Consider the following 21,846-nt stretch of genomic DNA (forward strand, 5'->3'; position numbering starts at 1 on the left):
TACTGTCTTGCAAAGTAATCCGATCGGTTGTTCAATGGGCTTGCGGTACATGATTGCAATTTACTGAAAAACTTACGTATTAGCTTCCAAGCAATCGCGGTGTTTCTTGCGATGTTCGGTGCCGTATGTTGAATTGCCGCGGGAGAGATTACTGTGGCGGAACCATTTCTTTCCGAAATTCGAATTATGTCGTTCGTCTTCGCGCCCAAGGGCTGGGCGCTATGCAACGGACAGCTTCTGCCCATCAACCAGAACCAGGCGCTTTTCTCGCTGCTGGGCACCACTTTCGGCGGTGACGGCCGGGTGAATTTCGCTCTGCCCGACTATCGCGGGCGCATCCCGATCCATGTCGGCAGCGGCCATACGCTGGGCGAGCGAGGCGGCGAGCAGGCGCATACGCTCTCAATCGGCGAGATACCCCAGCATACGCATGTCGCGAATGCGTCCCTCACGCAGGGCGACTCCCCCAATCCGAATTTCGCCGGCGTCGGCAATGTCCTGGCGAGGGACCCCGGAAATATCTATGGTCCCGCCGCCAATCTCGCGGCGTTGAACGCCGGAAGCGTGTCCAGCATCGGCGGCAGCCAGGCGCATCTTAACATGCAGCCCTTCCTGACGCTCAGCTTCTGCATCGCCCTGCAGGGCATTTTCCCGTCGCAGACCTGAGGAACGCGATCATGGCACAACCTTATGTTGGCGAAGTCCGCATGTTTGCTGGCAATTTCGCGCCGGCGGGCTGGATGTTCTGCGAAGGGCAGCTTCTGCCGATCTCCGAGAACGAAACGCTGTTCCAACTGATCGGCACCACCTATGGCGGGGACGGCGAGAGCACTTTCGCCTTGCCCGACCTGCGCGGCCGCCTGCCTCTGCATCAGGGCAATGGCTTCATCCTTGCGGAAACCGGTGGCGCCGAGGAGATTGCGCTGACGATTCAGCAGATTCCGGCGCACTCCCATCCGTTCCTGGGAAACACCGGCAATGGATCGCAGGCTTCACCAGCGAACAATGTTCTTGCAAGCTCGACCCTGATCCAGCTCTACGCTCTGGAATCAGCGGACGCCAACATGGCGACCTCGGCCATTTCCTCCGTGGGCGGTAGCCAGCCGCATACGAATTTTCAACCCTATCTCTGCGTCAATTTTATCATTTCGCTGTTCGGCATCTTCCCGTCGCCGACTTGAAGAGGGACCGCCATGGCCGATCCGTTCGTCGCCGAAATCCGCATCTTTCCGTTCAATTTCGCGCCCAAGGGCTGGGCATGGTGCGATGGCCAGCTGCTGCCGCTGTCGCAGAATACTGCGCTTTTTTCTCTGCTTGGCACCACTTATGGCGGCAACGGCACGTCGAACTTTGCCCTGCCCGATCTGCAGGGCAGCGCACCGATGCACCCGAGACAGGGACCTGGACTTTCCCTTCACGATCTCGGCGAGACGGGCGGCTCCGAGACCGTGTCGCTGCTGGAATCCGAAATCCCGATGCACAATCATATAATGCGGGCGACTGTCGAAAACGGAACGCAGGGCACGCTGACCCCGAGTATAACGCTGGCGACCTCGATCGGTGGCGCCGTGTTTCAAAAGGCCACCAACGTCGATCTGGTGGCCATGAGCCCCAACGCGCTCCCCCCCGCCGGCGGCGACCAGCCGCACAACAACCTGCAACCCTACCTCACCTGTAACTTCTGCATCGCGCTGCAAGGCGTCTTCCCGCCGAGAGGCTAAATTCCCCGCCAACAGGGCAGGACCGATATCATGGCCAAGACAGCAGAACCAAAATCGAAAGCCCCTGCGGCCAAGGCGTCGGCCGCCGCGCCGAGGACGGCTTCCAAAGCCCGCGAAGGCGCCCGCTCGCGACGGCCTGACACCCCCGCCTACCAGCACATGCCCGCCGGCGGGTCCTTTTTCGAGCTGTCGCGGCTGATGGTGGTCGGCATCGATTCCGCCAAGGGACAACTGATCCAGAAGGCGCAGACCTCGCCGAACGGACCATGGCCGTCGGCCTGGTCTGTCATCGCGCCCGGCGCCTGGGTGATCATGACCGCGGGCCTCACCAAGGACGGTCGCGTCGCCGTGGTTGCGCAGCCGTCGGGCACCACCAGCCTGTCCTTCATCACCGAGGATGCCAACCAGATCGGCCCGATCGACAAGTGGACCGCGCCGGTCGGCATCGGCGCTCCGCCCGGAGCCGCCAGCTACCAGAAGCTGTGCATGGCGCGCGATGCCGACGGCCGCATTGAGATCTTCCTCACCGACAATCTGGGCCGCGTCTGGTGGATCTACCAGAACCCGGATGTGATTGTTCAAGTGCAGAAGACCATAACCCCGCCCGGCACGACGACACCGATTATCGTGACCGTCGACGAGCTCAGGCCGCCCGCCCAGCCGTGGAGCGCCTGGATCCAGCTGACCGGCCAGCTTGTGGCGATCACCGCGCTGCGCCAGGCAGACGGCCGCATCGCGCTGTTCGGCATCAACTCCGCTCTCCATCTCTATCGCTGCCAGCAGGCCAAGGCGCAGGCGCGGACGGTCGCCGACTGGACGCCATGGGTGCAGATCGACGCCGGCTACCCGTTCACGGAAATGGCGCCGATTGTCGGTCCGCTGGGCGCCACCAATCTCTTTGCCATGACGCAGCAGGGCCAGGTCCTGCACACCAAGCAATTGCCGGCCGGCTCCGACACCTGGACGGCCTGGGCGACGCCCGGCTACAGCAGGGTTCCCAGGTATACGCTCTGCGCCGGCATGCAGGGCGATGGCGACATCGTGCTGGTCGCCTCCGACCAGCAGCATGTTCACTCCTTCAACGCCCAACACGACGCCACAACCCAGAACTGGTCGGGATGGCGCGATTTCAGCGCCTCCGGCGCCAACACCCGCCTGTCGCTCGACTACAATGCCGATGGCCGTCTTGCCTTGTTCTCGATGATGATCCAGAACGACGGCACGAATGGTCTGTGGACCATCAGTCAGATGGCCATGGACAGTTCGGAATGGGAGTGGACCTGGACGGCGCTGGCCACCAGCAACCTCAAGCAGATTGCCGTGGTGCGCGACCTGACGCCGCCGGTGTGACGTCAGGCAGCGTGACAGAAGCGAAACAGGCGCAGCGGCCCCCGGCCTGGCCCCGGTCGCGGCAGGTTGGCCTCACTTTCCGCCCCGCCGCGGAGGCCGACATGCCGTTCCTGGCGCGGCTCTACGCCTCGACCCGTATCGAAGAACTTGCCGTGACAGACTGGAGCGAGGCGCAGAAAGCCGCCTTCCTCGACATGCAGTTCCAGGCGCAGCACGCGCATTACCGCAAGCATTATCCCGAGGCCGACTGGCTGGTGGTGGAGCGGGCCGGACAGCCCATAGGCCGCCTCTACATCGAGCGCTGGCCGAGCCAGCATCGCATCATCGACATCGCCTTGCTGCCGGCCCATCGCCGCAAGGGCCATGGCGCCGCACTGCTGCGCGACCTCATCGACGAGGCATGGTCATCGGGCAAATCGGCATCGATCCATGTCGAGAAGAACAATCCGGCCAGGCGGCTATATCTCGAGCTCGGCTTCGCGGTGGTCGAGGACAAGGGCGTCTACGACCTGATGGCGTGCGCGCCGCCGCGGGGTGGCGCGGACAGTAGGTGAACGGGGACGCCATCCGCTTCCTGTTCCGGTCGTCCCACAATTCGGCGGTGCTTGTTCGGTATCGATCCCTTCGCGCCAGCGTCTCACAAACCGCACCGCTGCTGCGCTCACGCTTGCTTCCTAATTGAACACCGCCTCATAAAGCCGCCCCGTCGCGTCGGCGGCCACAGGCACGATGAAGATATCGTGGGTGCCGCCGTTGCCGGCGAAGCGGTAAGTCGCCTGCGGCAGCGCGGTTTCGCGCGGACCCTTGAACAGCAGCGAGAAACCGCCGCCCGGGCGCGGGCTGGAGGCGATGCGGTTGACGGCGCTCAATTCGAGCGCGATCCGCCTGCCGCCGGCCTCGACGGTGAATGCCTGCCCGACCGCCTGTTCGAAATCCGATGCCGACGCCATGCCACCCCGCCTCAAAGCGCTTGCTGGAGCGGGCGGCCAAGGGCAGCCCCGCTCCGGCTCCTCATTTCCTCGCAATTTCCGGACGCAAGACCGCTACGGCTCCCGGAATTTTCCCATGCGAGGCCACTGTCGCCGCTTCGCGGCAAGCTGTCCATAGAGCAATTTCAGGAAAAGTGTTCGGTTTTCCTGGGAAAAACGCGCAGTGCTTTTCCTGGGGAATTGCGCAAAAACAAGGAGATAGAGCGGCTCGCCGTTTCCGCGAACGGTGAACCGCTCCAGGGACCGCATGGTTGCGGGCGCCCCGCAAGGCGATTAGGGCGCAAAGGCCAAAATACAGCAGCGCGTGTCCTTTTATGCGCGCCGTCGACGCTGTAGTACTTTGTCCCTGCCCGGGGTTGCTTCGAAGCAAGACCGGCGCAACAAGAACAGATCCCGCTTTGGGAATTCAATGCTGGACGGGCCCGCCCGGTCGGCCGGCGCGAGGAGGAAAACGGACACATGGCTGACAGCGGCGCGAAGACGGAAACGGCGGGCGAGGCCTTGCCGCTGTTCTATTCCAGGCCCGAGGCGCTCAATCCGGCGCGGCACGGCTCGCTCGGCCTGACGGCGCGCAGCGACTTCTCCTTCGCCCGCTCGGCGCATGCCATCCCGGTGGTGGCCTCGGAAATGCCGGCGGCGATGCGCTCCTACCCGATCGTTTTCATCGGCGCAGCCAAGGCGCCCGTCATCATCACCGGCCTGCGCCAGGACGAGAACCTGTTCGTCGACCCCGACGGCAACTGGGCCGGGCCGCACTATATCCCCGCCTATGTCCGCCGCTATCCCTTCATTCTCGCCGACGATCCCAAGCAGCCCGGCCGGCTGACGCTGTGCGTCGACCGGGCGAGCGAGCGCGTCATCGACCAGCCGCTGGCGCCGTTCCGCGACGACAAGGTGCTGCCGTTCTTCAGCGGCAACGAGGCGACGGAGGCGACGAAGCAGGCGCTCGCCTTCTGCAACCAGTTCCAGATCGACTTCAGGGCGACCCGCGAGATGGTCGACAAGATCGACGCGCATACCCTGTTCGCGCCGCGCCAGAGCAAGGTGACACTGGAAGGAGGCGAGGTCCTGAACCTCACCGATTTCCAGGTGATCGACGAGGCCGCCTTCAACAAATTGAGCGACGAGGCCTTCCTCGACCTGAGGAAATCCGGCGCGCTCAGCCTGCTCTACTGCCACCTTGCCTCGACCAACAGCTGGACGTCGCTGGTGCATCAGGCGTCGCTGCGCAAGGCGGAGAGGGCGAAGAGCGCCTGAACAACCCACGCCGAGATCCTTCGCGGCGCGGCTGGTGAACAAGTTCGGTGCTAAGCCGCGGCCCGCCTGTCGTGCCGCCCTTCCCTGATCTCCTCAGCGAGCTTGTCGCAGAAAGCATCGAGATCGCCGGGATTGCGGCTGGTGACCAGCCCCTGGTCGGTGACGACCTCGCTGTCTTGCCACAGGCCGCCGGCATTGATCACGTCGGTCTTGACCGACTTGTAGGATGTGACGCGGCGGGCTTTGATGATCCCGGTCTCGACCAGGAGCCAGGGCGCATGGCAGATCGCGCCGACGACCTTGTTGGCCGACCAGAACGAACTGATGAAATCCAGCGCCTTGCGCTCGACCCGCAACAGGTCGGGATTGATGACGCCGCCGGGCAGAACGATCGCATCGTAAGCATCGGCCCGGGCCTCGTCCAAAGTCTTGTCGACCGGAACGTCGCGGCCCCAATCCTTGTGGTCCCAGCCCTTGATCTTGCCGCTTTCGAGCGACACGATTTCGACCTCGGCGCCGGCTTGGCGCAGCTTGTTCAGCGGCACCTCAAGCTCGGACTGTTCAAACCCGTTCGTCGCAAGGATGGCGACGCGCTTGCCGGAAATATCCTGCATCGTTTTCTCCATGGTTGGATTGGATGCAGGGTAACGAGCCTGAACCGGTGCCGTTCCTCGCTGTAACCTTATGTGACCGGAGGGGTCTGTGGTGCACTTGACGAGTTCTCGAAGGCATTGGCTCGGATCGGCGAACTGGAGCGTCTCGTCGGACAGCAGGCGGCCGACCTCGATTTTTTTTCAAGAAGCCTTGCGGCACGTCGGGAAAGCGCACCAGCGTAGCGGCGCGCCTCGCGGGACGACATCTACGCGGTCATCCAGTCGATGATGGCGTCCGGGCTGGCTGGCGTGAGCCGGTCAGCCTATTACCGGTACTGGCAGGCCTCGTCGCCACGTTGCGAGGAAGCAGGCTTGCGGGAGCCGTCAACCGCCTGCCGCTCGAGTGGAACTCGACCGTCACCCGCGCCGCGATGAGATTCCGCTCGCGGATGGCAGCCGCGCAGCAAATGTACAGGCCGCCCGCCGCACCCGGTTTTCTTCCTAGAGCGGGGGGCGCAGGCGGAGCGGCCCTTCATACCAGCGGCTTACTCGATGACGCGGGCTTCACCGACATCTGCGGCCGACGGATCCAGCCCGTAAGCCTTGAGCGCTTCGGCGATAGCGCCGTTCTTGCGGTAGACATCGAGCGAAGCGTCAACCGCCTTAACGAAGCCCTCATTGCTCTTGTCCAACAGGAAGGCGGTCTGCGACGGGTTCATGGTCGCATCGATGCGCGGATCCGGCTTCAGGACATGCACCTTGTAGTTCTGCCCTTCGTTCTGAATGACAGCGGAGCCGAAGCCGTCGAGCGCCGCCTCGATACGGCCGGCATGAAGGTCCTGAGCGAGATTCAGCGACGATGGATAGGTCTTGGAGCCTTCGTAGAGCTTCTCCATGTCCTGGACCCACAGATATCCTTCCACGGTGCCGACCTTCTTGCCCAGCAGACCATCGACGGTATCAATGCCGTTGGTCGAGGTGACGGACAGTTGGTCGAGATAGACCGGCGTGGACAGAGCGACGACCTTGGCGCGGGCGGCGGTACGATAGAAGCCGCCAAGCGCGATGTCCGCGCGCCGCGACTGAACTGCGGAAACCGCACCTGGATATGTGAAGATCTCATACGCGATCTCCAGGCAATTCTCCTTGGCAAAACGCTTCACGAGATCGCCGTCGATACCAGCGATGCCGCTGTCTTTTTCGAGCGAATACGGAGCGGTGTTGGTGAGCGCGACGGTGAGTTTGCCCGCCGACACGGTTTCAAAAGCATGCTGCGGCTTGCAATCCTGTGCGGACGCGACGCTGGCACCCAAGGCCGTGGCAATGGCTGCGGCCGAGATAATCTTACTCCAATTTTTCACTTTGCTCTCCTCTGACATTGATGGTTTTTGATTGCAGGTCAGCCGAGATGGCTGCCCAGCCTACGTTCGGTGTACGAGACCAGCCACCCGAACGGGACGGTGATGGCGAGATAGAACAGGCCCGCCAAGATCAGGACATCGAGGTAGAGGTAGGTGGCCGCACCCACGCGATAGGCGCGCGCCAGAAGTTCGGGGATGGCGATCGTGTATGTAAGGGCCGTCGCCTGGAAGATGAGAATGGCAAAGCCCATCAATGCGGGTATTGCGAACAGGATTCCCTGGGGGATCACCACGAAGCGCAGGATGTCCCGGCGGGTCATGCCGAGCGCCAAGCCCGCCTCGATCTCACAATGCGGAACCGCGTTCAGACCGGCCCGAAGGATCTCGCTGGTGTAGGCGCCTGTCGTTAGCGCCAACGCAATCACGCCAGAGGTGAAGGCACTTACGGTCATCCCGGAAGCAGGCAATCCATAGTAGACCATCTGCAGGACGACGAGCGCAGGCGCACCGCGCCCGATCTCGACCAGTACCACCGCGAAATAGCGGACGAGCCTGTTTCCAGAGGAGGAGGCAAGCGCAAGAACGAGGCCGATAGGCAATCCGAACAGCAGCGCCAGGCCCGCCAACTGGAGACTGACAATAACTCCTTGGAAAAGCTGGGGGGACCAGTCCAGCCAGTTAGCCAGCGTCTCGCTCATTTCGCTTGCCCTCTTGAGCGCAGCCGCTCGTCCATGGCGCGTGCCAACACGACAACGGGTATCGACAGCACGATGTAGAGAAGCGCTGCGAAAATGAACGGCATGAAACTGCCGCCTCCGCCTTGAGCCTGCTGCGATGCGTACATCATCACGTCGCGGACACCGATCGTGGAGGCCACGGTCGTGTCTTTGAGCAGGCTGACGAGGAAGGTCGCCATGGGCGGGACCGAGACGCGCAGGACCTGCGGCGCCAGGATGTAGCGCAGCGTATCCAGGCGCGTCATACCGAGCGCCGTGGATGCCTCCCGCTGGCCCTTCGCGAGGGCCAGGAAGCCACCCCTATAGATTTCAGCGAGATAGGCCGTTGATACCAGCCCCATACCCAGGATGGCAGCCTGATAAGAACTGAGAACGATCACTCCGCTGCCCAATCCGAAGAAGATAATGAACAGCCAGACGATCGGTGGGATTCCTCGGACAACGTCGATGTATATGCGCGCCGGCGTGCTTAGCAGGAGCCACCGGGACCGTCGCATCAGCACCAGCGGCACGGCTGCGATGGCCCCGATTACGAAAGCGCCGAAGGTCACCAGCAGCGTGGCCGGAACGCCTCTGAGCAGTGAAATCAGCAGGTCGATCATCTGCGATCGACCACGGCACGGAAGAACTGCCGCGTGCGGGGCGACGACGGGTTGCGGATCACGGCATCAGGCGGGCCCTGCTCGATGATCTCTCCATTGGCCATGACGATCACGCGGTCGGCGACATCTGCGGCAAAGGCGATCTCGTGCGTGACGATGATCATTGTCATGCCTTCCTGGGCGAGCTCGCGCATCACGGCCAACACCTCGAGCCCGAGTTCGGGATCCAGGGCGCTCGTGGGTTCGTCGAAGAGCATCACCTTGGGGTCAAGAGCCAAGGCGCGCGCGATCGCGATACGCTGCTGCTGGCCACCCGACAGGCGCGCCGGGTAGGAGTGCGCCTTGTCCGTCAGGTGTACGCGTTCGAGCAATTGGGCGGTGCGCGCGTCCGCCTGCTCCCTGGTGCGCCCCAGAACCCGCATCTGCGGCAGCGAAATGTTGCGCTGCACGGTCATGTGCGGAAACAGGTTGAAGGACTGGAAAACCATCCCGGTGGAACGTCGGAGCCTCAACAGCTCTCCGGCGGACAGATTGCGGTCGACCGAAAACCGGATGGCGCCCACTTCGAGGGTACCGGATGACGGTTGTTCGAGCATGTTGATCGCACGCAGCAGCGTGCTCTTCCCCGCGCCGCTGGGTCCGACGATCGCCACGACCTCGCCGCGCGTGATGTCGAGCGAGACGTTCCTCACGGCGTGATGGCCGCCATAGATCACGTTGATGTTCTTGATGCGGACGATGTTTTCTGCCTCGGGCATGGCTTCTTTGTCCTTGCGCTAACGCCGGTGTCCTACTGGTCAGGCCGCCGCAGTATGTGCGGCGGGAACGTTTCTTTCCGGAGTTGGAGCGAGACTCTCGGTGCCTGGGATCGATGCGGGAGAGCCCTTGAGCACCCAGTCTGCGACGATCAGGCCAATCACCGGCGCGAGCTGGATCCCATAGCCGCCCGCACCGGCCGCGGTGATCAGACCGGGCTCGGACTGATCGACTGGTCCGACATAGGGACGGTGGTCGGCGGTGACAGGGTAAAGCCCTGCCCAGCCCCGGCCGAGCCGGGCGCCCGGCAGATCAGGCAGGCGCTCGATCAGCATCTCGGCCAGCATGACCTTGGACCCTTCCTCGCACTGCTCGTTGTAATTGTCCGGATCCTCGGGCGACGGCGAACTTACCTTGTGTATCTCGGCGATGAGCTCGCTCGCTTTCTCGTGCCGAAAGTTGAGTCCGGTGCCCTGCCCGTTCACCAGATCCATGACCATCGGCATTGTGTAGGGGAGCGGCGCATCCAGGTGGATTGTCAGCGCCTCGTGGCGCTCGGGGTGGATGTGAAGCGTCTGTCCAAGCATCTCGGCAACGCGTGGTGCCCAGGCGCCTGCCGCATTCACGACGAAGTCGCAGCCGATCGGACCCTTGCTGGTGTCCAACCGATAGCCACCGGATGTCCGCGCAACACCAAGCAGCTTGCGGAACTGGACAACCTCGGAACCGAGCTTCTTCACCTCTTGCGCCAGCAACGTGCACATTTCGTGGGGATCGAGGAAGCCGTCGTCCGGCCCGAAGATGCCGCCTTCGAGCCCATCTGAACTCAAGTGCGGCACGAGTTGCTGAAGCTCGTTCGCCTGGTAGACCCTGGATCTGAAGCCGGCATCGCGCTGGATCTCCACCGATCGGGCGAACAGTTCCATCTGCTCGGAGGTGCGTGCCAGACGCAGGTAGCCGATATGGTTGAAGCCGAGACCGAGGCGCTCCTGCCACCGGCGGATGCGCTGCACGGATTGCATGCGCAGCTGGATCTCGAACGGATCCGTCAGCTGTGTGCCAACGACCCCGACCGAGCGGCCGCTGGATCCTGACGCAATGGATTGTGCGTCGATGACGGTGACGCGAGCGCCCTGTTCCGCGAGCGCGTGCGCAGAGCACATGCCGAGGGTGCCCGCACCGATGACGACGACGTGAGGAGAAGCTGTCATGTGACTTCCATCTGTTGCTGCGTCGTCCCGTGCCGGATGGATCCGGCGCCGGACGCGCTACGTCATCGCTTCGCCGCGATTGCTGCGAAGGCGCCGTCGATTGCGGAAAGGATCTCGCGTGCGTCTTCCTCGGTCATCGAGGTGGAAAGCGCGAAGAGCCCATAACTCGCCGAAAGCACGCCGCGGTCGAGCAGACCCTTGTGGAACAGGTCGAGCTTCGTGCGTTCGGACGCACCCGGATAGACTGACCGATAGTCCGTGATCGGCAACGCCGTGAAATGGACTTTGAAGAGCGAGCCCAGACCGACGCACTGCCCGTTGAGGCCGTGGCGCACAAGCGAGGCCGTGATGCCCTCGCGAAGCAGGCTGCCGATAGCGTCCAGATGCGCGAAGCTGGCCGGGGTCAACGCGCGCATCGCCGCCAGACCGGCTCGCATCGTCACCGGGTTCGCGGTGAAGGTGCCGCCATGCGGCAATGCAGGCTTGCCTCGCGTTGGATCGAACACCGCCATCACGTCGGCGCGGCCGCCGACGGCGCCGACCGGGAAGCCTCCGCCGATGATCTTGCCGAGAGCCGTCAGATCGGGCGTGATGCCCCACAGGCCCTGCGCTCCCGAATAACCAAGGCGGAGCGAGATCACCTCGTCGAAGATTACCAGCGAGCCGGCGGCATGAGCGATCTCGATCATCGCGTCGAGATAATCCTTCCGCGCGGGGATAAGTCCGGCGCGGTTCGGCATCGGGTCGATCAGAACACCCGCTATCGTGTCGCCATGCGCGTCGAAGACGGCGCGCAGCGCCTCCGCATCGTTGAACGGTACCGCGATGACATCATCGAGAACGCCCTTCGGCGTGCCTTTCGCGTATGCCGTGGAGGCAGGCATGTCGCCCCAGTTGGCGGGCGAGCTGTCCAGGCTGACTTCCGCGAAGTCGTAGGAGCCATGGTAGGCACCTTCGATCTTGACGATCTTCGGTCGCTCGGTGAACGCCCGAGCCGCCTTGATCGCCATCATGACGCCTTCCGTGCCGGAGTTGGCGAAGCGAACCTGCTCGACCGACGGGAGGCGCTCCACCAACAGTTCAGCAAGATCAAGTTCGCTCTCGGTGGGCGCTCCGAAAGCCGATCCCAGGGAGATCTGGTCCACCACCGCCGCCGTGACGGCGGGATGGCCGTAGCCATGGATCATGGCCGTGAAATTGTTGATGCAGTCGTAGTAGACGTTTCCATCGACGTCCCAGACGCGGCAGCCCTCGCCGCGCTGGGCATAGATCGGAAACGGGTCGATGAAGACCGTTGTCCGGGTGTTCCCTCCCGGCATGACCTTGCGGGCCCGTTCGAACATCTCGCGGGATTTCGGCATTGAATCTGGATAGTGGCGCATAATCTTGTAAACCGATGAAGGAGACAGCCCTGGATGGCCGCGACGAAGGGCGCGACCTCTTTCGATCACCTGGTCATGATCGTGTGGCTCTGCTCGCGCAGGTACTGTGGCAGGAACCAGGAGCCGAGACCGCCCTTGCCGCTGACCCCGGTGCCCTTCCAGCCGCAGAATGGCTGCGCGCCTGGCCATGCACCCGTCGTCGCGCCGCTCGCACGGTTGGCGTAGAGAACCCCTGCTTCGGCGGTGTCGAGGAAGTGGCGCAACTCTTTCTGGTCGTTGGTAAAGATGCCGGCGGATAGTCCGTAGGCGACGTCGTTGCCCTCTTCGATCGCGGCATCGAGACTATCGAAACCGCGGACGACCACGAAAGGCATGAAGAGTTCGTCGCGGGTCAGCCGGCCTGGACCATCAAGTTCGACGACCGTCGGCAGGACGTAGTTGTCCGCAAAGCCCTGGCCCAGGGCGGCGCCCCCAAAATGTACCTTGCCTTTGCCCTCGACTTCCGATAGCGCGGCCTGGAAACGGGCGACTGTGGCGTCGCCATAGACAGGGCCCATAAAGGTCTCGGCCTTGCGAGGATCTCCGACCACCAGCTTTCCGGCGAATGCTACCAGCTTCTCGATGAATTCCGCCTTGACCTTCTCGTCGACATACACGACCGAGCATGCGGAGCACTTCTGGCCTTGCAGGCCGAAAGCGGAGCGCGCTACCCCTTGCGCCGCGCGGTCGAGGTCGGCCTTGCTGGTTACGTAGGCGGGGTTCTTGCCACCCATTTCGGCGATGACAGGCTTCATGTGGGGCAGCGTTGCCATATGACGGAAGATGCTCATGCCGGTCTTATGGGAGCCCGTGAATGCAACTCCATCGATGCCGTTGTCGGTGGCAAGAAGGCGCCCCACCTCTCCATCGCCGAGCACGATGTTGAAAACACCTTCGGGCAATCCCGCTGCGTGGAGAGTTTCAGCGATGAGCAGTCCGGTCAGTGCGCAACCCGGCGACGGCTTGTAGACCACCGCATTGCCTGTCAACAGCGCACCCGAGACCATGCCGATCGACAAGGCGAGCGGAAAGTTGAAAGGCGCGATGACCGCGAAGACGCCATAGGGCTTCATGACGCTGGTAGCGGTCTCGTTTTCGACCAACACGTTCATCGGCCGGACGAACCCGTTGTTCGCCTTCATCTCCGACGCATAGTACTCGACCATGTCGAGGCATTCCTCGGCTTCGCCGACTGCCTCGATGCGGGACTTTCCGATCTCGTAGAGCGCCGCCAAACCAAGGTCATACTTCCGCTCCGCCAGCGCCTCTCGCCAGCGAGCGCCGAATGCAAGGCGATCGTCCAGCGTCGAACGGTTCCAGGCCTTCGCCCCGGCTCGGGCAGCCTGGATCGCCGACTTGACGTCTGACGGGGTTGAAACCGGGAACTTGCCGAGAGAGATCTTCTTGTCGATAGGGCTCAGGATCTCTTTCCGAGCGCCAGTCGCAAACGGCGTCGACCACTCGCGACCCAGTGTGTTCTTCTCGAAATCCGGGATCATTGCGTCGAGGTGAACGTGAACCGGGGAAAAATCCACTCCGATGTTCGAGTAGGTCACACGCGGGAGTTCAGCCATTTCAAGTTCCTCCGAAAATCGGTATTTAGTCCGATAATCAGGATTTGGCTTGCGAGTCAACCGAGGGGACCATAAAATGGGGATAATACCGAATTTCGGAATTACTCGTGAGGACATTTCGGATTCGGGGTTACTAACGGGAGCCCGACAACCGAGGGCGTGCGGCCGTTCGGCTGTTCTACGGAGCCCCTGGACTCAAGGCGCGGCGGAATAACAAGGGGCCGACCTTGCCCCTCAAGTCTGTTTTGAACGATAACCTTCTTGCAGTTGCAATTGTCAGATCGGCGTAGGTGCCCTTGAATACGAAGTCGAAGAAGCCGAGCGCCAAGGACAGCCCCCTCGAGCGCTACATCTCGATCATGGAGACGGTCGCGCCGTTCGAGCATGGCCTGACGGCGATCGAACTCGAAACGACGCTTGGATTGCCCAAAACCACGATCAACAGGCTGCTGCATGCCTTGATCGAAAGCGGGATGATCACCGCCGAGAGCGTTCGCAATCGGACATACCGTCTCGGCGATCGCTTGCTGCAGCTGCTACAGATGTCTCCGGATAGCGGCTGGCTGACGACGCTCGCGCAGCGACCGCTTCAGGATTTGGCCGACCGCACCGGCCAGTCGGCGTTCCTGTCGAAGTTCGACGGTACCGAAGTGCGCTCGGTCACCTGCGTCGCGCCCGACACTCCGGTCCGGACCTATGTCATGCCGGGCATGGCCATGCCTGTAAATGCGACCGCTTCCGCCAAGGCGATCCTTGCGTTTCATCCGCAGGAGACCGTGAAGAGGATCCTGGCGATGGAGCTGCGCAGCTATACCGATCGGACGAAAACGAAGATCGCGGAGTTGACCAGGGAATTGGCCGAGGTTCGGGAGCAGGGTTACGCCATGGACCTGGCCGAGCATGTTCCGGGCCTGGGCTCGATCGCATTTCCGATAAGGCCGACGAGCGGTGAGGTTATATACGCGGTGGGACTTACGGGACCCTACGGTCAGATCATAGAGCAAAACTTCAAACAGCATTGCGCGGCGCTCGCAGAGGCCGCGCAGCGCATGGCGAAGCTGGCGCAGATGCAGGCCTACAACGGATCGGCTATGGCCACAAAGAATGCCGCAGCGGATCAGCGACAGGGCGGTGCGTAAGAGGCCGGTCACTGCGCGAAGAACCGTCGCGCCTTGAGCCGAGAATGTAGTTTCGCGATCTCCGTCTCGACGGCGGCGAATGTCCGGCTCCACCCCTCCGAAAACCACTCGATGGAAATCCTCGGGGTTGAAGGCCTCGCCCATTGCGTTCAGGGTTTGCTGCCCGGATAGAATATCGCCTCGCGCCCAAGGCTGCAGGCGCTGGGACCGCCTTCTCGCGGATGTGTTCGGCGTGATCCGCGACCTTGATCTTCCATGAGCTCGCCCGCCGCGGCTACGATGAAGCGGGCATCGACAAGATCATGGGTGGGAACATGCTCTCCTATCTCGAGCGACTTGGACGCTAGTTCCCTCTGTGGCTGCGCCCTAACGTAACACTGCCCGCAGTTCAGCTTGAAGCGCGCGCAACGGCTCCAGGTAGAGCGGAACGAGATTGCTGACACCCACCTGTGTCGCCGCAACGCCGACGTTCACGGCTGCGATCACTGTCCCGCGCACGGTCATCAACGGCACGGCGATCGAGCGCAATCCGAGCTCGACCTCCTGATCGATCAACGCGAACCCTTGCGTCCGCACCCGCCCCAACTCCGCAAGGATGGTGTCGGGATCGGTCAAGGTGTGAGCAGTCCGCGCCGGCAGGGCATGGGAAGATAGAAGATGTGCAGCGCGTTCCGGAGGCATGGCTGCCAGGAGCACGCGCCCCATGGACGTGCAGTACGCCGGAAGCCGCGAGCCGGGCATCAGCGCGATCGACATCACCTTTCGCTGCGCGGCGCGCGCGACATAGACGACGTCGGTGCCGTCCAGAATCGAGACGGACGAGCTTTCGCCGAGCCGCTCCGAAAGGCCATCCAGCAAAGGCTGCACCAGATGCGGCAGCGGCATGGTTGCCAGACAGGCGGTCCCGAGCCTCAATACGCGCGGAGTGAGCGTGAAGAACTTTCCGTCGTAGTCGGCGTAGCCGAGATGGGAAAGCGTAAGGAGACAGCGCCTGGCCGTCGCCCTGTCGAGACCCGATGCATTCGCGACGTCCGTGATCGACTGCCGTGGCCGTTCCACCGTGAACGTCTCTATGACAGACAATCCCTTGGCTAAGCCACCCATCGTGTCCCGTTCGGAAATGGGCATCCATTCACCTTGTGCGATATGTCAACAAATGAATGATATCGCACAAGCCAGCTTGCCGAAAGATCTCATCTGCCGATACGTGTGGCGGCGAAATCGATCTTGGTGCCGGAAAGGCTGGTTACGTGGACAAGACAATCGCGAGCCTCGCGGAAGCAGTGGCAGTCGTCGAAGACGGCATGACCGTCATGATCGGCGGCTTCGGCGGCGCAGGTGCTCCGATAGAGCTGATCCACGCACTGATTGACCACTTTCGCGCTACCGGCGCCCCGAAAAACCTTACGATCGTCAACAACAATGCAGGGAACGGAGGGATCGGCATCGCCGCCATGATCGACAGTGGCATGGTCGCCAAGATGATCTGCTCGTTCCCGCGCTCGTCCGATCCGCGGGCATTCACCGAGCGGTACCTCGCCGGGGAAATCGCGCTCGAACTGGTTCCACAGGGGACCCTGGCCGAACGAATCCGCGCCGGTGGCGCGGGCATCCCGGCTTTCTACACGCCGACGAGCTACGGGACCGATCTCGCGGCCGGCAAGCCTGTGGCCGAGTTCGAGGGGCGCCACTATGTGCAGGAACGTTGGCTAAAGGCGGATGTGACCCTCATCAAGGCGGAACTTGCCGACCATCATGGCAACCTCACCTACAGGAAGGCGGCACGCAACTTCTCGCCGCTGATGGCGATGGCCGCGCGCACGACCGTCGTTCAGGCGCGCCGGATCGTCCAGCCCGGTGCGATTGATCCCGAGATGGTCGTGACGCCCGGGATCTTCGTGGACCAGGTGATCGAGGTCTCGAATCCGATGCAGGAAGAGGCGCTTATCCGCCAAGGGGTCGCATACGCATGACTGTCAAGCTGACCAACGCGCAGATTGCATGGCGCGCCGCGCAGGACATTGAGGACGGCGCTTATGTGAACCTCGGCATAGGCTTTCCCGAGATGGTGGCGAGCTTTCAGCCGCCTGGGCGTCGGGCCATCTTCCACACCGAAAACGGCATCCTCAATTTTGGCGAGGCCCCGGCGGCAGGCGACGAGGACTGGGATCTGATCAATGCGGGCAAGAAGGCGGTCACGCTCAATCCGGGCGCTTCGTTCTTCCACCATGCCGACAGTTTCGCGATGGTGCGTGGCGAACACCTCGACGTCGCCATTCTCGGCGCCTACGAGGTGGCCGAGACCGGTGACCTCGCGAACTGGAGCACAGGACCCAAGGGCATACCAGCGGTCGGTGGTGCCATGGATCTGGTGCACGGAGCAAAACGCGTGGCCGTCATCACCGATCACGTCACCAAGGACGGTCGTCCGAAACTGGTGAAAGCCTGCAGCCTTCCCCTGACCGGCGTGCACTGCGTGACGAGGGTCTACACGAGCCTGGCGGTCATAGACATCATCGATTGTCGTTTCGTGCTGCGCGAGAAGCTGCTTGCGCTGGGCTTCGATGAATTGCAGGCGCTGACGGGCGCAGAGCTTAAGGTCGATGGTGAAATCAAATCCTTGACGGCACCGGAGCTCTGAATGACTGAGGCCTTCATCTGCGACTTCATCCGCACCCCGATCGGCAGGTTTGGCGGTTCGCTGTCCTCGGTCCGGGCCGACGATCTCGGCGCAGTGCCGCTGAGAGCGCTGCAGCAACGCAATCCAGGCCTGGACTGGTTCGCAGTGGATGAGGTCATCTTTGGCTGCGCCAACCAGGCAGGAGAGGACAACCGCAATGTCGCGCGCATGTCATCGCTGTTGGCGGGACTGCCGATCGAAGTCCCCGGCAGCACGGTCAACCGCCTGTGCGGTTCTGGAATGGACGCCGTGGGCATCGCCGCACGGGCCATCAAGGCCGGCGAAGCCGACCTGATCATCGCCGGTGGCGTCGAATCCATGAGCCGCGCGCCGTTCGTGCTTCCGAAGGCGGGCGAGGCGTTCTCGCGCAACGCCGAGATCTACGACACCACGATCGGTTGGCGCTTCGTCAATCCATTGATGAAGAAGCAGTATGGCGTCGATTCGATGCCGGAGACGGGCGAAAACATTGCGGAAGCCTTCAAGGTCAGCCGCGCCGATCAGGATAGATTCGCGGCACGCAGCCAGGCCAGGACCGCCGCCGCTCAGGAAAATGGCCGGCTGGCGCTGGAGATCACTCCGGTGATCGTACCCCAGCGCAAAGGCGCTGCGATCGTGGTCGATCGCGACGAACATCCACGCGCCGGAACGACAACCGAGTCGCTCGCCAAGCTTCCAGCGCCGTTCAAAAAGGAAGGCGGCACCGTCACCGCGGGCAACGCTTCTGGCGTGAACGACGGAGCGGCAGCGCTGATCATCGCGTCCGAAGCTTCCGTCAAGGCATTCGGGCTCACACCGATCGCCCGGATTCTGGGCGTCGCGACGGCCGGGGTTGCCCCACGGATCATGGGGATAGGCCCGGCTCCGGCAACACGCAAGCTTTGCGCGCGCCTCGGCATCGCGCCTTCGGACTTCGACATCATCGAGCTGAATGAAGCATTTGCCTCCCAAGGCATCGCCGTGCTCCGCGAACTCGGGATCCCCGAGGACGCGGAGCATGTGAATCCGAACGGCGGAGCGATCGCGCTCGGGCACCCGCTTGGGATGTCGGGCATTCGCATCACCGGCACTGCCGCGCTTGAGTTGCGGTCCCGAAAAGCACGACTGGCCCTGGCGACGATGTGCATCGGTGTCGGACAGGGTATCGCGATCGCTCTGGGCAGTGCGTAGCGGAGATGGTGCGACAGTCCGAGTCAGGCGGATTGCATCGATTCGCAAGAAAGCAACTACGGGTATGGATCGGTTGACGTTTGTCAGCTTGTCGATTCGCTAACAGACCAGAGCTATGGCGAACCGACAAAGATCGTGCCCTGGCTTGCCAAGTCATGGGAGATATCTATGACCTACGGGCAAAAAAAGAAGCGCCGCACTAGGCGGCGCTTTTCTTTTAATTGCTTGATTCCCTTGGAAGGAAACTGGAGCGGGTGAAGCGATTCGAACGCTCGACCCCAACCTTGGCAAGGTTGTGCTCTACCCCTGAGCTACACCCGCTCGCGCGGCTTTGGGCCGCAAGCCGGGCCTATATGGCTGAAGAGCGCGGCGATTGCAACAGGGAAATCGCAGGCTTTTTTCATTGCGCCGGACGAGGCCGGCGGGGCCGCAGTCGACAGGCGGAAGGATTCGGCGCCGCGTCGCGCGGCGGTCTTGTCTCGACCCTGTCATTGGCCGTAAACGGCATGGCTGGAAACCAGCCGAAGACGAGAACCCCATGCCCAGGACCGAAGCCGAGCTCTTTGCCTTTCTTGCCGAACTCGGCATCGCCGTTTCGACGAAACGCCATCCGCCGCTCTATACGGTCGCCGATTCGCAGGCGCTGCGCGGCGAAATCGCCGGCGGCCACACCAAGAACCTGTTCCTGAAGGACAAGAAGGACGCCTTCTTCCTGGTCACGGTCGGCGAGGACGCTGTCGTCGACCTGAAGCAGATCCATCATGTGATCGGCGCCGCCGGCCGCGTTTCCTTCGGCAAGCCGGAGATGCTGATGGAGCTTCTGGGCGTCGCCCCGGGCGCAGTCACGGTGTTTGGCCTGATCAACGACACGCAGCACAGGGTCAAGGTCGTGCTCGACGAGGCGCTGATGCGGCATGCGGTGATCAACGCGCACCCGCTGACCAATGAGGCGACGACGTCGATCGCATCGGGCGACCTCGTCAGATTCGTCGAGGCAACCGGGCACGATGCTGCTATCTTGAAAGTCTCGGCATGATCGCCACATGGATGGCGAAACCGGTTTCCAACCAAGGACAGTGCGCCGATCCGCTGGCGCCACCGAAAGGGCGACGACATGAGTGACAACAATCCGTTTGGCGGCTCCTTTGGCAACAGCAGCGGCCAGTATGCGACGACGGTGCAGTATGGCGGCGGCGCGGAACCGCAAAAACCCGCGGCCGGCGCCGCGCCCGCCGGCGACGTCATCAAGGATACGACCACCGCGGCCTTTGCCGCCGATGTCATCCAGGAATCGCGCCGCCAGCCGGTGCTGGTGGATTTCTGGGCGCCGTGGTGCGGGCCGTGCAAGCAGCTGACGCCGCAACTGGAAAAGGCAGTCCGCGCCGCCGGCGGCAAGGTCAAGCTGGTCAAGATGAACATCGACGACCATCCCTCGATCGCCGGCCAGCTCGGCATCCAGTCCATTCCCGCGGTCATCGCCTTCAAGGACGGCCAGCCGGTCGACGGCTTCATGGGCGCCATCCCCGAGAGCCAGATCGCCCAGTTCATCGACAAGGTCGGCGGCAAGGGCAATGGCGCCCCCGATGTGACCGAGGCGCTGGCGGCGGCGGCCGAGGCGCGCGCGGCGGGCGACGTGCAGACGGCGGCCGACATCTATGACGCCGTGCTCGAGCAGGCGCCGGAGACGATCGAGGCGATAGCGGGGCTGGGCGAGTTGCTGTTCGAGGCTGGTGATACCGAAGGCGCCGAGGCAATGCTGGCGCGGGCGCCGGAGGCCAAGGCCGATGCGCCGCCGCTGGCCGCGCTGCGCGCCAGGATGACACTGGCCGCGCAAGCGTCCGAACTCGGCAACCCGGCGGAGTTCGAGCGCCGCCTGGCCGAGAATCCCGGCGACCATCAGGCCCGCTTCGATCTGGCCATGGTCCAGAACGCCAGGGGCGAGCGCCACGCGGCCGCCGACAATCTCCTGGCCATCATCAAGGCTGACCGCGGCTGGAACGAGGACGGCGCCAGGGCGCAATTGCTGCGCTTCTTCGAGGCCTGGGGCATGACCGACGAGGCGACGCTTGCCGCGCGGCGCAAATTGTCGTCGCTGCTGTTTTCCTGAGCCGGCGCGGCCGAATGGTCGCGCGGGGCTTGCACCCGGCGCCAGCCGCGCCAGATAGGACGAATCCGGCCCGCCTTTCCCTCGGGAAGCCAACAACCCGGGCGGCGGCAGGCGGATCGCGGCATGGACGCGCTTCCCGGGCGAAGCGATCGGAGGAACGAGGTGCAAGCGGGAAACGCTCACTACCGGCTCGGCAAGGACCTGCCGTCGACCATTCCGGTCTTTCCGCTCGAGGGCGCGCTTCTGCTGCCGGGCGGCCGCATGCCGCTCAACATTTTCGAGCCGCGCTACCTGCAGATGGTCGACGAGGCGATCGCCGGCTCCCGTCTCATCGGCGTCATCCAGCCCAGCCTCGACGGCGCCTTGCGCGACGATGGCGAGCCGGAACTGTGCAATGTCGGCTGCGCCGGCCGCATCATAGCGCTTTCCGAGACCGGCGACGGCCGCTATCTGATCTCGCTGCAGGGCGTGTGCCGGTTCCGTGTCACCCATGAGCTGACGGTCAAGACGCCGTTCCGCCAAGGCAAGATCGCCCCCTTTCTCGCCGATCTCGACGACGACCAGGCGGCCGCCGAGGTCGACCGGCCGGCGCTGCTGCGGGCGTTCCGCTCCTATCTGCAGGCCAACGACCTGGAGGCCGACTGGGAAAGCGTCAGCCGTGCCGAAAACGCCATGCTGGTCAACGCGCTGTCGATGATGGCGCCCTATGGACCGGCCGAGAAGCAGGCGCTGCTCGAAGCGGCCGATCTGAAAACCCGCGCCGAAACGCTGATCGCCATCACCGAAATGGCGCTGGCGCGCGAGAACGAGGATTTTGGCTCGAGCCTGCAGTAAGATGCGTCGATATCGGGTGATGCCGGCCTGCAGATGGAGAGGGCACCATGGCGACGGACGGACGGGACGGCAAGAACACGAATGTCGACCCCAGGATGCTGGAGCTGCTGGCTTGCCCGCTGACCAAGGGGCCGCTGGCCTGGGATCCCGAGCGCGGCGAACTGATCTCGCGGGTCGCCAAGCTCGCCTATCCCGTGCGCGACGGCATCCCGATCATGCTGCCTTCGGAGGCGCGGAGCATCCCGGCGGAAGACGTGCTGTCGCCGCCCCGGCTGGGCGGGCCGGGCAATTCGACGTGACGTTGTGGCTGAGTGAGGCGGTTCTTAAGGTCTGCGTTCTACGGC

Annotated in this window: 24 protein-coding genes and 1 tRNA gene; 14 read left to right on the forward strand and 11 right to left on the reverse strand. The window is 63.2% G+C overall.

Translation table 11 applies throughout. The annotated features are described in order from the left end of the window. Window positions 1–186: 186 nt before the first annotated feature. Genes LB532_RS02690 through LB532_RS02710 form a run of 5 tightly spaced genes read left to right on the forward strand, consistent with a single transcriptional unit; the run spans window position 187 to window position 3,625 of the window. Window positions 187–666, forward strand: a complete 480-nt coding sequence (locus LB532_RS02690) for a phage tail protein (RefSeq protein ID WP_246674433.1) — start codon at window positions 187–189, stop codon at window positions 664–666. An 11-nt stretch (window positions 667–677) separates the two neighbouring features. Beyond that, window positions 678–1,181 carry a phage tail protein gene (locus tag LB532_RS02695; protein WP_140639534.1) on the forward strand — a complete coding sequence of 168 codons (504 nt, stop codon included), beginning with the start codon at window positions 678–680 and terminating at the stop codon, window positions 1,179–1,181. A 12-nt stretch (window positions 1,182–1,193) separates the two neighbouring features. Continuing rightward, on the forward strand, window positions 1,194–1,721 hold the full coding sequence (locus LB532_RS02700) for a phage tail protein (protein ID WP_140639533.1): 528 nt from the start codon (window positions 1,194–1,196) through the stop codon (window positions 1,719–1,721). 30 nt (window positions 1,722–1,751) lie between these two features. Beyond that, a complete protein-coding gene (locus tag LB532_RS02705; protein ID WP_140639532.1) occupies window positions 1,752–3,071 on the forward strand; it encodes a hypothetical protein in 1,320 nt (439 codons plus the stop codon). Between the two features lie 11 nt (window positions 3,072–3,082). Continuing rightward, a complete protein-coding gene (locus tag LB532_RS02710; RefSeq protein WP_224556336.1) occupies window positions 3,083–3,625 on the forward strand; it encodes a GNAT family N-acetyltransferase in 543 nt (180 codons plus the stop codon). A 120-nt stretch (window positions 3,626–3,745) separates the two neighbouring features. Here LB532_RS02710 and LB532_RS02715 read toward each other — a convergent pair whose 3' ends face one another. Beyond that, window positions 3,746–4,021, reverse strand: coding sequence for a DUF6916 family protein (locus LB532_RS02715; protein WP_140639530.1), 276 nt, complete (start codon window positions 4,019–4,021; stop codon window positions 3,746–3,748). Between the two features lie 498 nt (window positions 4,022–4,519). On the opposite strand from LB532_RS02715, the gene LB532_RS02720 reads away from it, so the two are divergent. Then, window positions 4,520–5,317, forward strand: coding sequence for a SapC family protein (locus LB532_RS02720; RefSeq protein ID WP_140639528.1), 798 nt, complete (start codon window positions 4,520–4,522; stop codon window positions 5,315–5,317). 50 nt (window positions 5,318–5,367) lie between these two features. Here the strand turns inward: LB532_RS02720 and LB532_RS02725 are convergent, their stop codons facing one another. The 8 genes from LB532_RS02725 to LB532_RS02760 all read right to left on the reverse strand — a co-directional run bounded on the left by LB532_RS02725 (window position 5,368) and on the right by LB532_RS02760 (window position 13,572). Then, window positions 5,368–5,931, reverse strand: coding sequence for a type 1 glutamine amidotransferase domain-containing protein (locus LB532_RS02725; RefSeq protein WP_140639527.1), 564 nt, complete (start codon window positions 5,929–5,931; stop codon window positions 5,368–5,370). A gap of 524 nt (window positions 5,932–6,455) precedes the next feature. Then, entirely contained in the window at window positions 6,456–7,271 is an 816-nt protein-coding gene (locus LB532_RS02730) for a substrate-binding periplasmic protein (protein WP_181169345.1), read from the reverse strand. A 38-nt stretch (window positions 7,272–7,309) separates the two neighbouring features. Next, window positions 7,310–7,969: an amino acid ABC transporter permease gene (locus tag LB532_RS02735; RefSeq protein ID WP_140639525.1), complete on the reverse strand. Its 660-nt coding sequence runs from the start codon at window positions 7,967–7,969 to the stop codon at window positions 7,310–7,312. Next, complete coding sequence (locus LB532_RS02740) at window positions 7,966–8,610, reverse strand: amino acid ABC transporter permease (protein WP_140639524.1); 645 nt, start codon at window positions 8,608–8,610, stop codon at window positions 7,966–7,968. Before LB532_RS02740 ends, LB532_RS02735 begins: the two co-directional genes overlap by 4 nt. After that, window positions 8,607–9,368, reverse strand: coding sequence for an amino acid ABC transporter ATP-binding protein (locus tag LB532_RS02745; RefSeq protein ID WP_140639523.1), 762 nt, complete (start codon window positions 9,366–9,368; stop codon window positions 8,607–8,609). The genes LB532_RS02740 and LB532_RS02745 overlap by 4 nt, the downstream gene beginning before the upstream one ends. A 39-nt stretch (window positions 9,369–9,407) precedes the next feature. Continuing rightward, complete coding sequence (locus LB532_RS02750; protein ID WP_140639522.1) at window positions 9,408–10,577, reverse strand: NAD(P)/FAD-dependent oxidoreductase; 1,170 nt, start codon at window positions 10,575–10,577, stop codon at window positions 9,408–9,410. 62 nt (window positions 10,578–10,639) lie between these two features. Beyond that, a complete protein-coding gene (locus LB532_RS02755) occupies window positions 10,640–11,938 on the reverse strand; it encodes an aspartate aminotransferase family protein (protein ID WP_224556338.1) in 1,299 nt (432 codons plus the stop codon). A gap of 86 nt (window positions 11,939–12,024) precedes the next feature. Beyond that, entirely contained in the window at window positions 12,025–13,572 is a 1,548-nt protein-coding gene (locus tag LB532_RS02760) for an aldehyde dehydrogenase family protein (protein WP_140639520.1), read from the reverse strand. A 296-nt stretch (window positions 13,573–13,868) separates the two neighbouring features. Here LB532_RS02760 and LB532_RS02765 point away from each other — a divergent pair, with 296 nt between their 5' ends. After that, the gene (locus LB532_RS02765; RefSeq protein ID WP_140639519.1) at window positions 13,869–14,711 is read left to right on the forward strand and encodes an IclR family transcriptional regulator; all 843 of its coding nucleotides are present in this window, start codon (window positions 13,869–13,871) and stop codon (window positions 14,709–14,711) included. A gap of 366 nt (window positions 14,712–15,077) precedes the next feature. Here LB532_RS02765 and LB532_RS02770 read toward each other — a convergent pair whose 3' ends face one another. Beyond that, window positions 15,078–15,839 (reverse strand): IclR family transcriptional regulator C-terminal domain-containing protein, encoded by a 762-nt coding sequence (locus tag LB532_RS02770; RefSeq protein ID WP_140639517.1) that lies wholly within the window; start codon window positions 15,837–15,839, stop codon window positions 15,078–15,080. 122 nt (window positions 15,840–15,961) lie between these two features. Between LB532_RS02770 and LB532_RS02775 the strand changes: the two genes are divergently transcribed. From LB532_RS02775 to pcaF, 3 genes are read left to right on the forward strand one after another with little or no spacing between them, the layout of a single operon-like run. Then, window positions 15,962–16,684: a 3-oxoacid CoA-transferase subunit A gene (locus LB532_RS02775; RefSeq protein WP_140639516.1), complete on the forward strand. Its 723-nt coding sequence runs from the start codon at window positions 15,962–15,964 to the stop codon at window positions 16,682–16,684. Further along, the gene (locus tag LB532_RS02780) at window positions 16,681–17,352 is read left to right on the forward strand and encodes a 3-oxoacid CoA-transferase subunit B (protein WP_140639515.1); all 672 of its coding nucleotides are present in this window, start codon (window positions 16,681–16,683) and stop codon (window positions 17,350–17,352) included. Before LB532_RS02775 ends, LB532_RS02780 begins: the two co-directional genes overlap by 4 nt. Beyond that, on the forward strand, window positions 17,353–18,561 hold the full coding sequence (gene pcaF / locus LB532_RS02785) for a 3-oxoadipyl-CoA thiolase (protein WP_140639514.1): 1,209 nt from the start codon (window positions 17,353–17,355) through the stop codon (window positions 18,559–18,561). 246 nt (window positions 18,562–18,807) lie between these two features. On the opposite strand, the gene LB532_RS02790 is transcribed toward pcaF, so the two are convergent. Further along, window positions 18,808–18,882: transfer RNA gene (locus tag LB532_RS02790), tRNA-Gly, on the reverse strand. Window positions 18,883–19,099: 217 nt separating this feature from the next. Here LB532_RS02790 and LB532_RS02795 point away from each other — a divergent pair. The 4 genes from LB532_RS02795 to LB532_RS02810 all read left to right on the forward strand — a co-directional run bounded on the left by LB532_RS02795 (window position 19,100) and on the right by LB532_RS02810 (window position 21,801). After that, window positions 19,100–19,597, forward strand: a complete 498-nt coding sequence (locus tag LB532_RS02795) for a prolyl-tRNA synthetase associated domain-containing protein (RefSeq protein ID WP_140639513.1) — start codon at window positions 19,100–19,102, stop codon at window positions 19,595–19,597. A 78-nt stretch (window positions 19,598–19,675) separates the two neighbouring features. Then, window positions 19,676–20,668, forward strand: a complete 993-nt coding sequence (gene trxA, locus LB532_RS02800) for a thioredoxin (RefSeq protein ID WP_140639512.1) — start codon at window positions 19,676–19,678, stop codon at window positions 20,666–20,668. A gap of 162 nt (window positions 20,669–20,830) precedes the next feature. Further along, window positions 20,831–21,502 (forward strand): LON peptidase substrate-binding domain-containing protein, encoded by a 672-nt coding sequence (locus LB532_RS02805; protein ID WP_224556342.1) that lies wholly within the window; start codon window positions 20,831–20,833, stop codon window positions 21,500–21,502. Between the two features lie 47 nt (window positions 21,503–21,549). Further along, a complete protein-coding gene (locus LB532_RS02810; protein ID WP_140639510.1) occupies window positions 21,550–21,801 on the forward strand; it encodes a Trm112 family protein in 252 nt (83 codons plus the stop codon). The last annotated feature ends 45 nt before the right edge of the window (window positions 21,802–21,846 follow it).

The organism is Mesorhizobium sp. ESP-6-2 (assembly GCF_020164675.1).
In the GTDB taxonomy this organism is placed as follows: domain Bacteria; phylum Pseudomonadota; class Alphaproteobacteria; order Rhizobiales; family Rhizobiaceae; genus Mesorhizobium.

What these genes read in the sequence shown, in the direction of transcription:
- pcaF (WP_140639514.1), top strand. Translation starts at nt 17,353, where the DNA reads ATGACTGAGGCCTTCATCTGCGACTTCATCCGCACCCCGATCGGCAGG.
- LB532_RS02750 (WP_140639522.1), bottom strand. Translation starts at nt 10,577, where the DNA reads ATGACAGCTTCTCCTCACGTCGTCGTCATCGGTGCGGGCACCCTCGGC.
- LB532_RS02810 (WP_140639510.1), top strand. Translation starts at nt 21,550, where the DNA reads ATGGCGACGGACGGACGGGACGGCAAGAACACGAATGTCGACCCCAGG.
- LB532_RS02695 (WP_140639534.1), top strand. Translation starts at nt 678, where the DNA reads ATGGCACAACCTTATGTTGGCGAAGTCCGCATGTTTGCTGGCAATTTC.
- LB532_RS02795 (WP_140639513.1), top strand. Translation starts at nt 19,100, where the DNA reads ATGCCCAGGACCGAAGCCGAGCTCTTTGCCTTTCTTGCCGAACTCGGC.
- LB532_RS02720 (WP_140639528.1), top strand. Translation starts at nt 4,520, where the DNA reads ATGGCTGACAGCGGCGCGAAGACGGAAACGGCGGGCGAGGCCTTGCCG.
- LB532_RS02735 (WP_140639525.1), bottom strand. Translation starts at nt 7,969, where the DNA reads ATGAGCGAGACGCTGGCTAACTGGCTGGACTGGTCCCCCCAGCTTTTC.
- LB532_RS02740 (WP_140639524.1), bottom strand. Translation starts at nt 8,610, where the DNA reads ATGATCGACCTGCTGATTTCACTGCTCAGAGGCGTTCCGGCCACGCTG.
- LB532_RS02715 (WP_140639530.1), bottom strand. Translation starts at nt 4,021, where the DNA reads ATGGCGTCGGCATCGGATTTCGAACAGGCGGTCGGGCAGGCATTCACC.
- LB532_RS02780 (WP_140639515.1), top strand. Translation starts at nt 16,681, where the DNA reads ATGACTGTCAAGCTGACCAACGCGCAGATTGCATGGCGCGCCGCGCAG.
- LB532_RS02770 (WP_140639517.1), bottom strand. Translation starts at nt 15,839, where the DNA reads ATGCCCATTTCCGAACGGGACACGATGGGTGGCTTAGCCAAGGGATTG.
- LB532_RS02760 (WP_140639520.1), bottom strand. Translation starts at nt 13,572, where the DNA reads ATGGCTGAACTCCCGCGTGTGACCTACTCGAACATCGGAGTGGATTTT.
- LB532_RS02745 (WP_140639523.1), bottom strand. Translation starts at nt 9,368, where the DNA reads ATGCCCGAGGCAGAAAACATCGTCCGCATCAAGAACATCAACGTGATC.
- LB532_RS02690 (WP_246674433.1), top strand. Translation starts at nt 187, where the DNA reads ATGTCGTTCGTCTTCGCGCCCAAGGGCTGGGCGCTATGCAACGGACAG.
- LB532_RS02725 (WP_140639527.1), bottom strand. Translation starts at nt 5,931, where the DNA reads ATGCAGGATATTTCCGGCAAGCGCGTCGCCATCCTTGCGACGAACGGG.
- LB532_RS02700 (WP_140639533.1), top strand. Translation starts at nt 1,194, where the DNA reads ATGGCCGATCCGTTCGTCGCCGAAATCCGCATCTTTCCGTTCAATTTC.
- LB532_RS02755 (WP_224556338.1), bottom strand. Translation starts at nt 11,938, where the DNA reads ATGCCGAAATCCCGCGAGATGTTCGAACGGGCCCGCAAGGTCATGCCG.
- LB532_RS02705 (WP_140639532.1), top strand. Translation starts at nt 1,752, where the DNA reads ATGGCCAAGACAGCAGAACCAAAATCGAAAGCCCCTGCGGCCAAGGCG.
- trxA (WP_140639512.1), top strand. Translation starts at nt 19,676, where the DNA reads ATGAGTGACAACAATCCGTTTGGCGGCTCCTTTGGCAACAGCAGCGGC.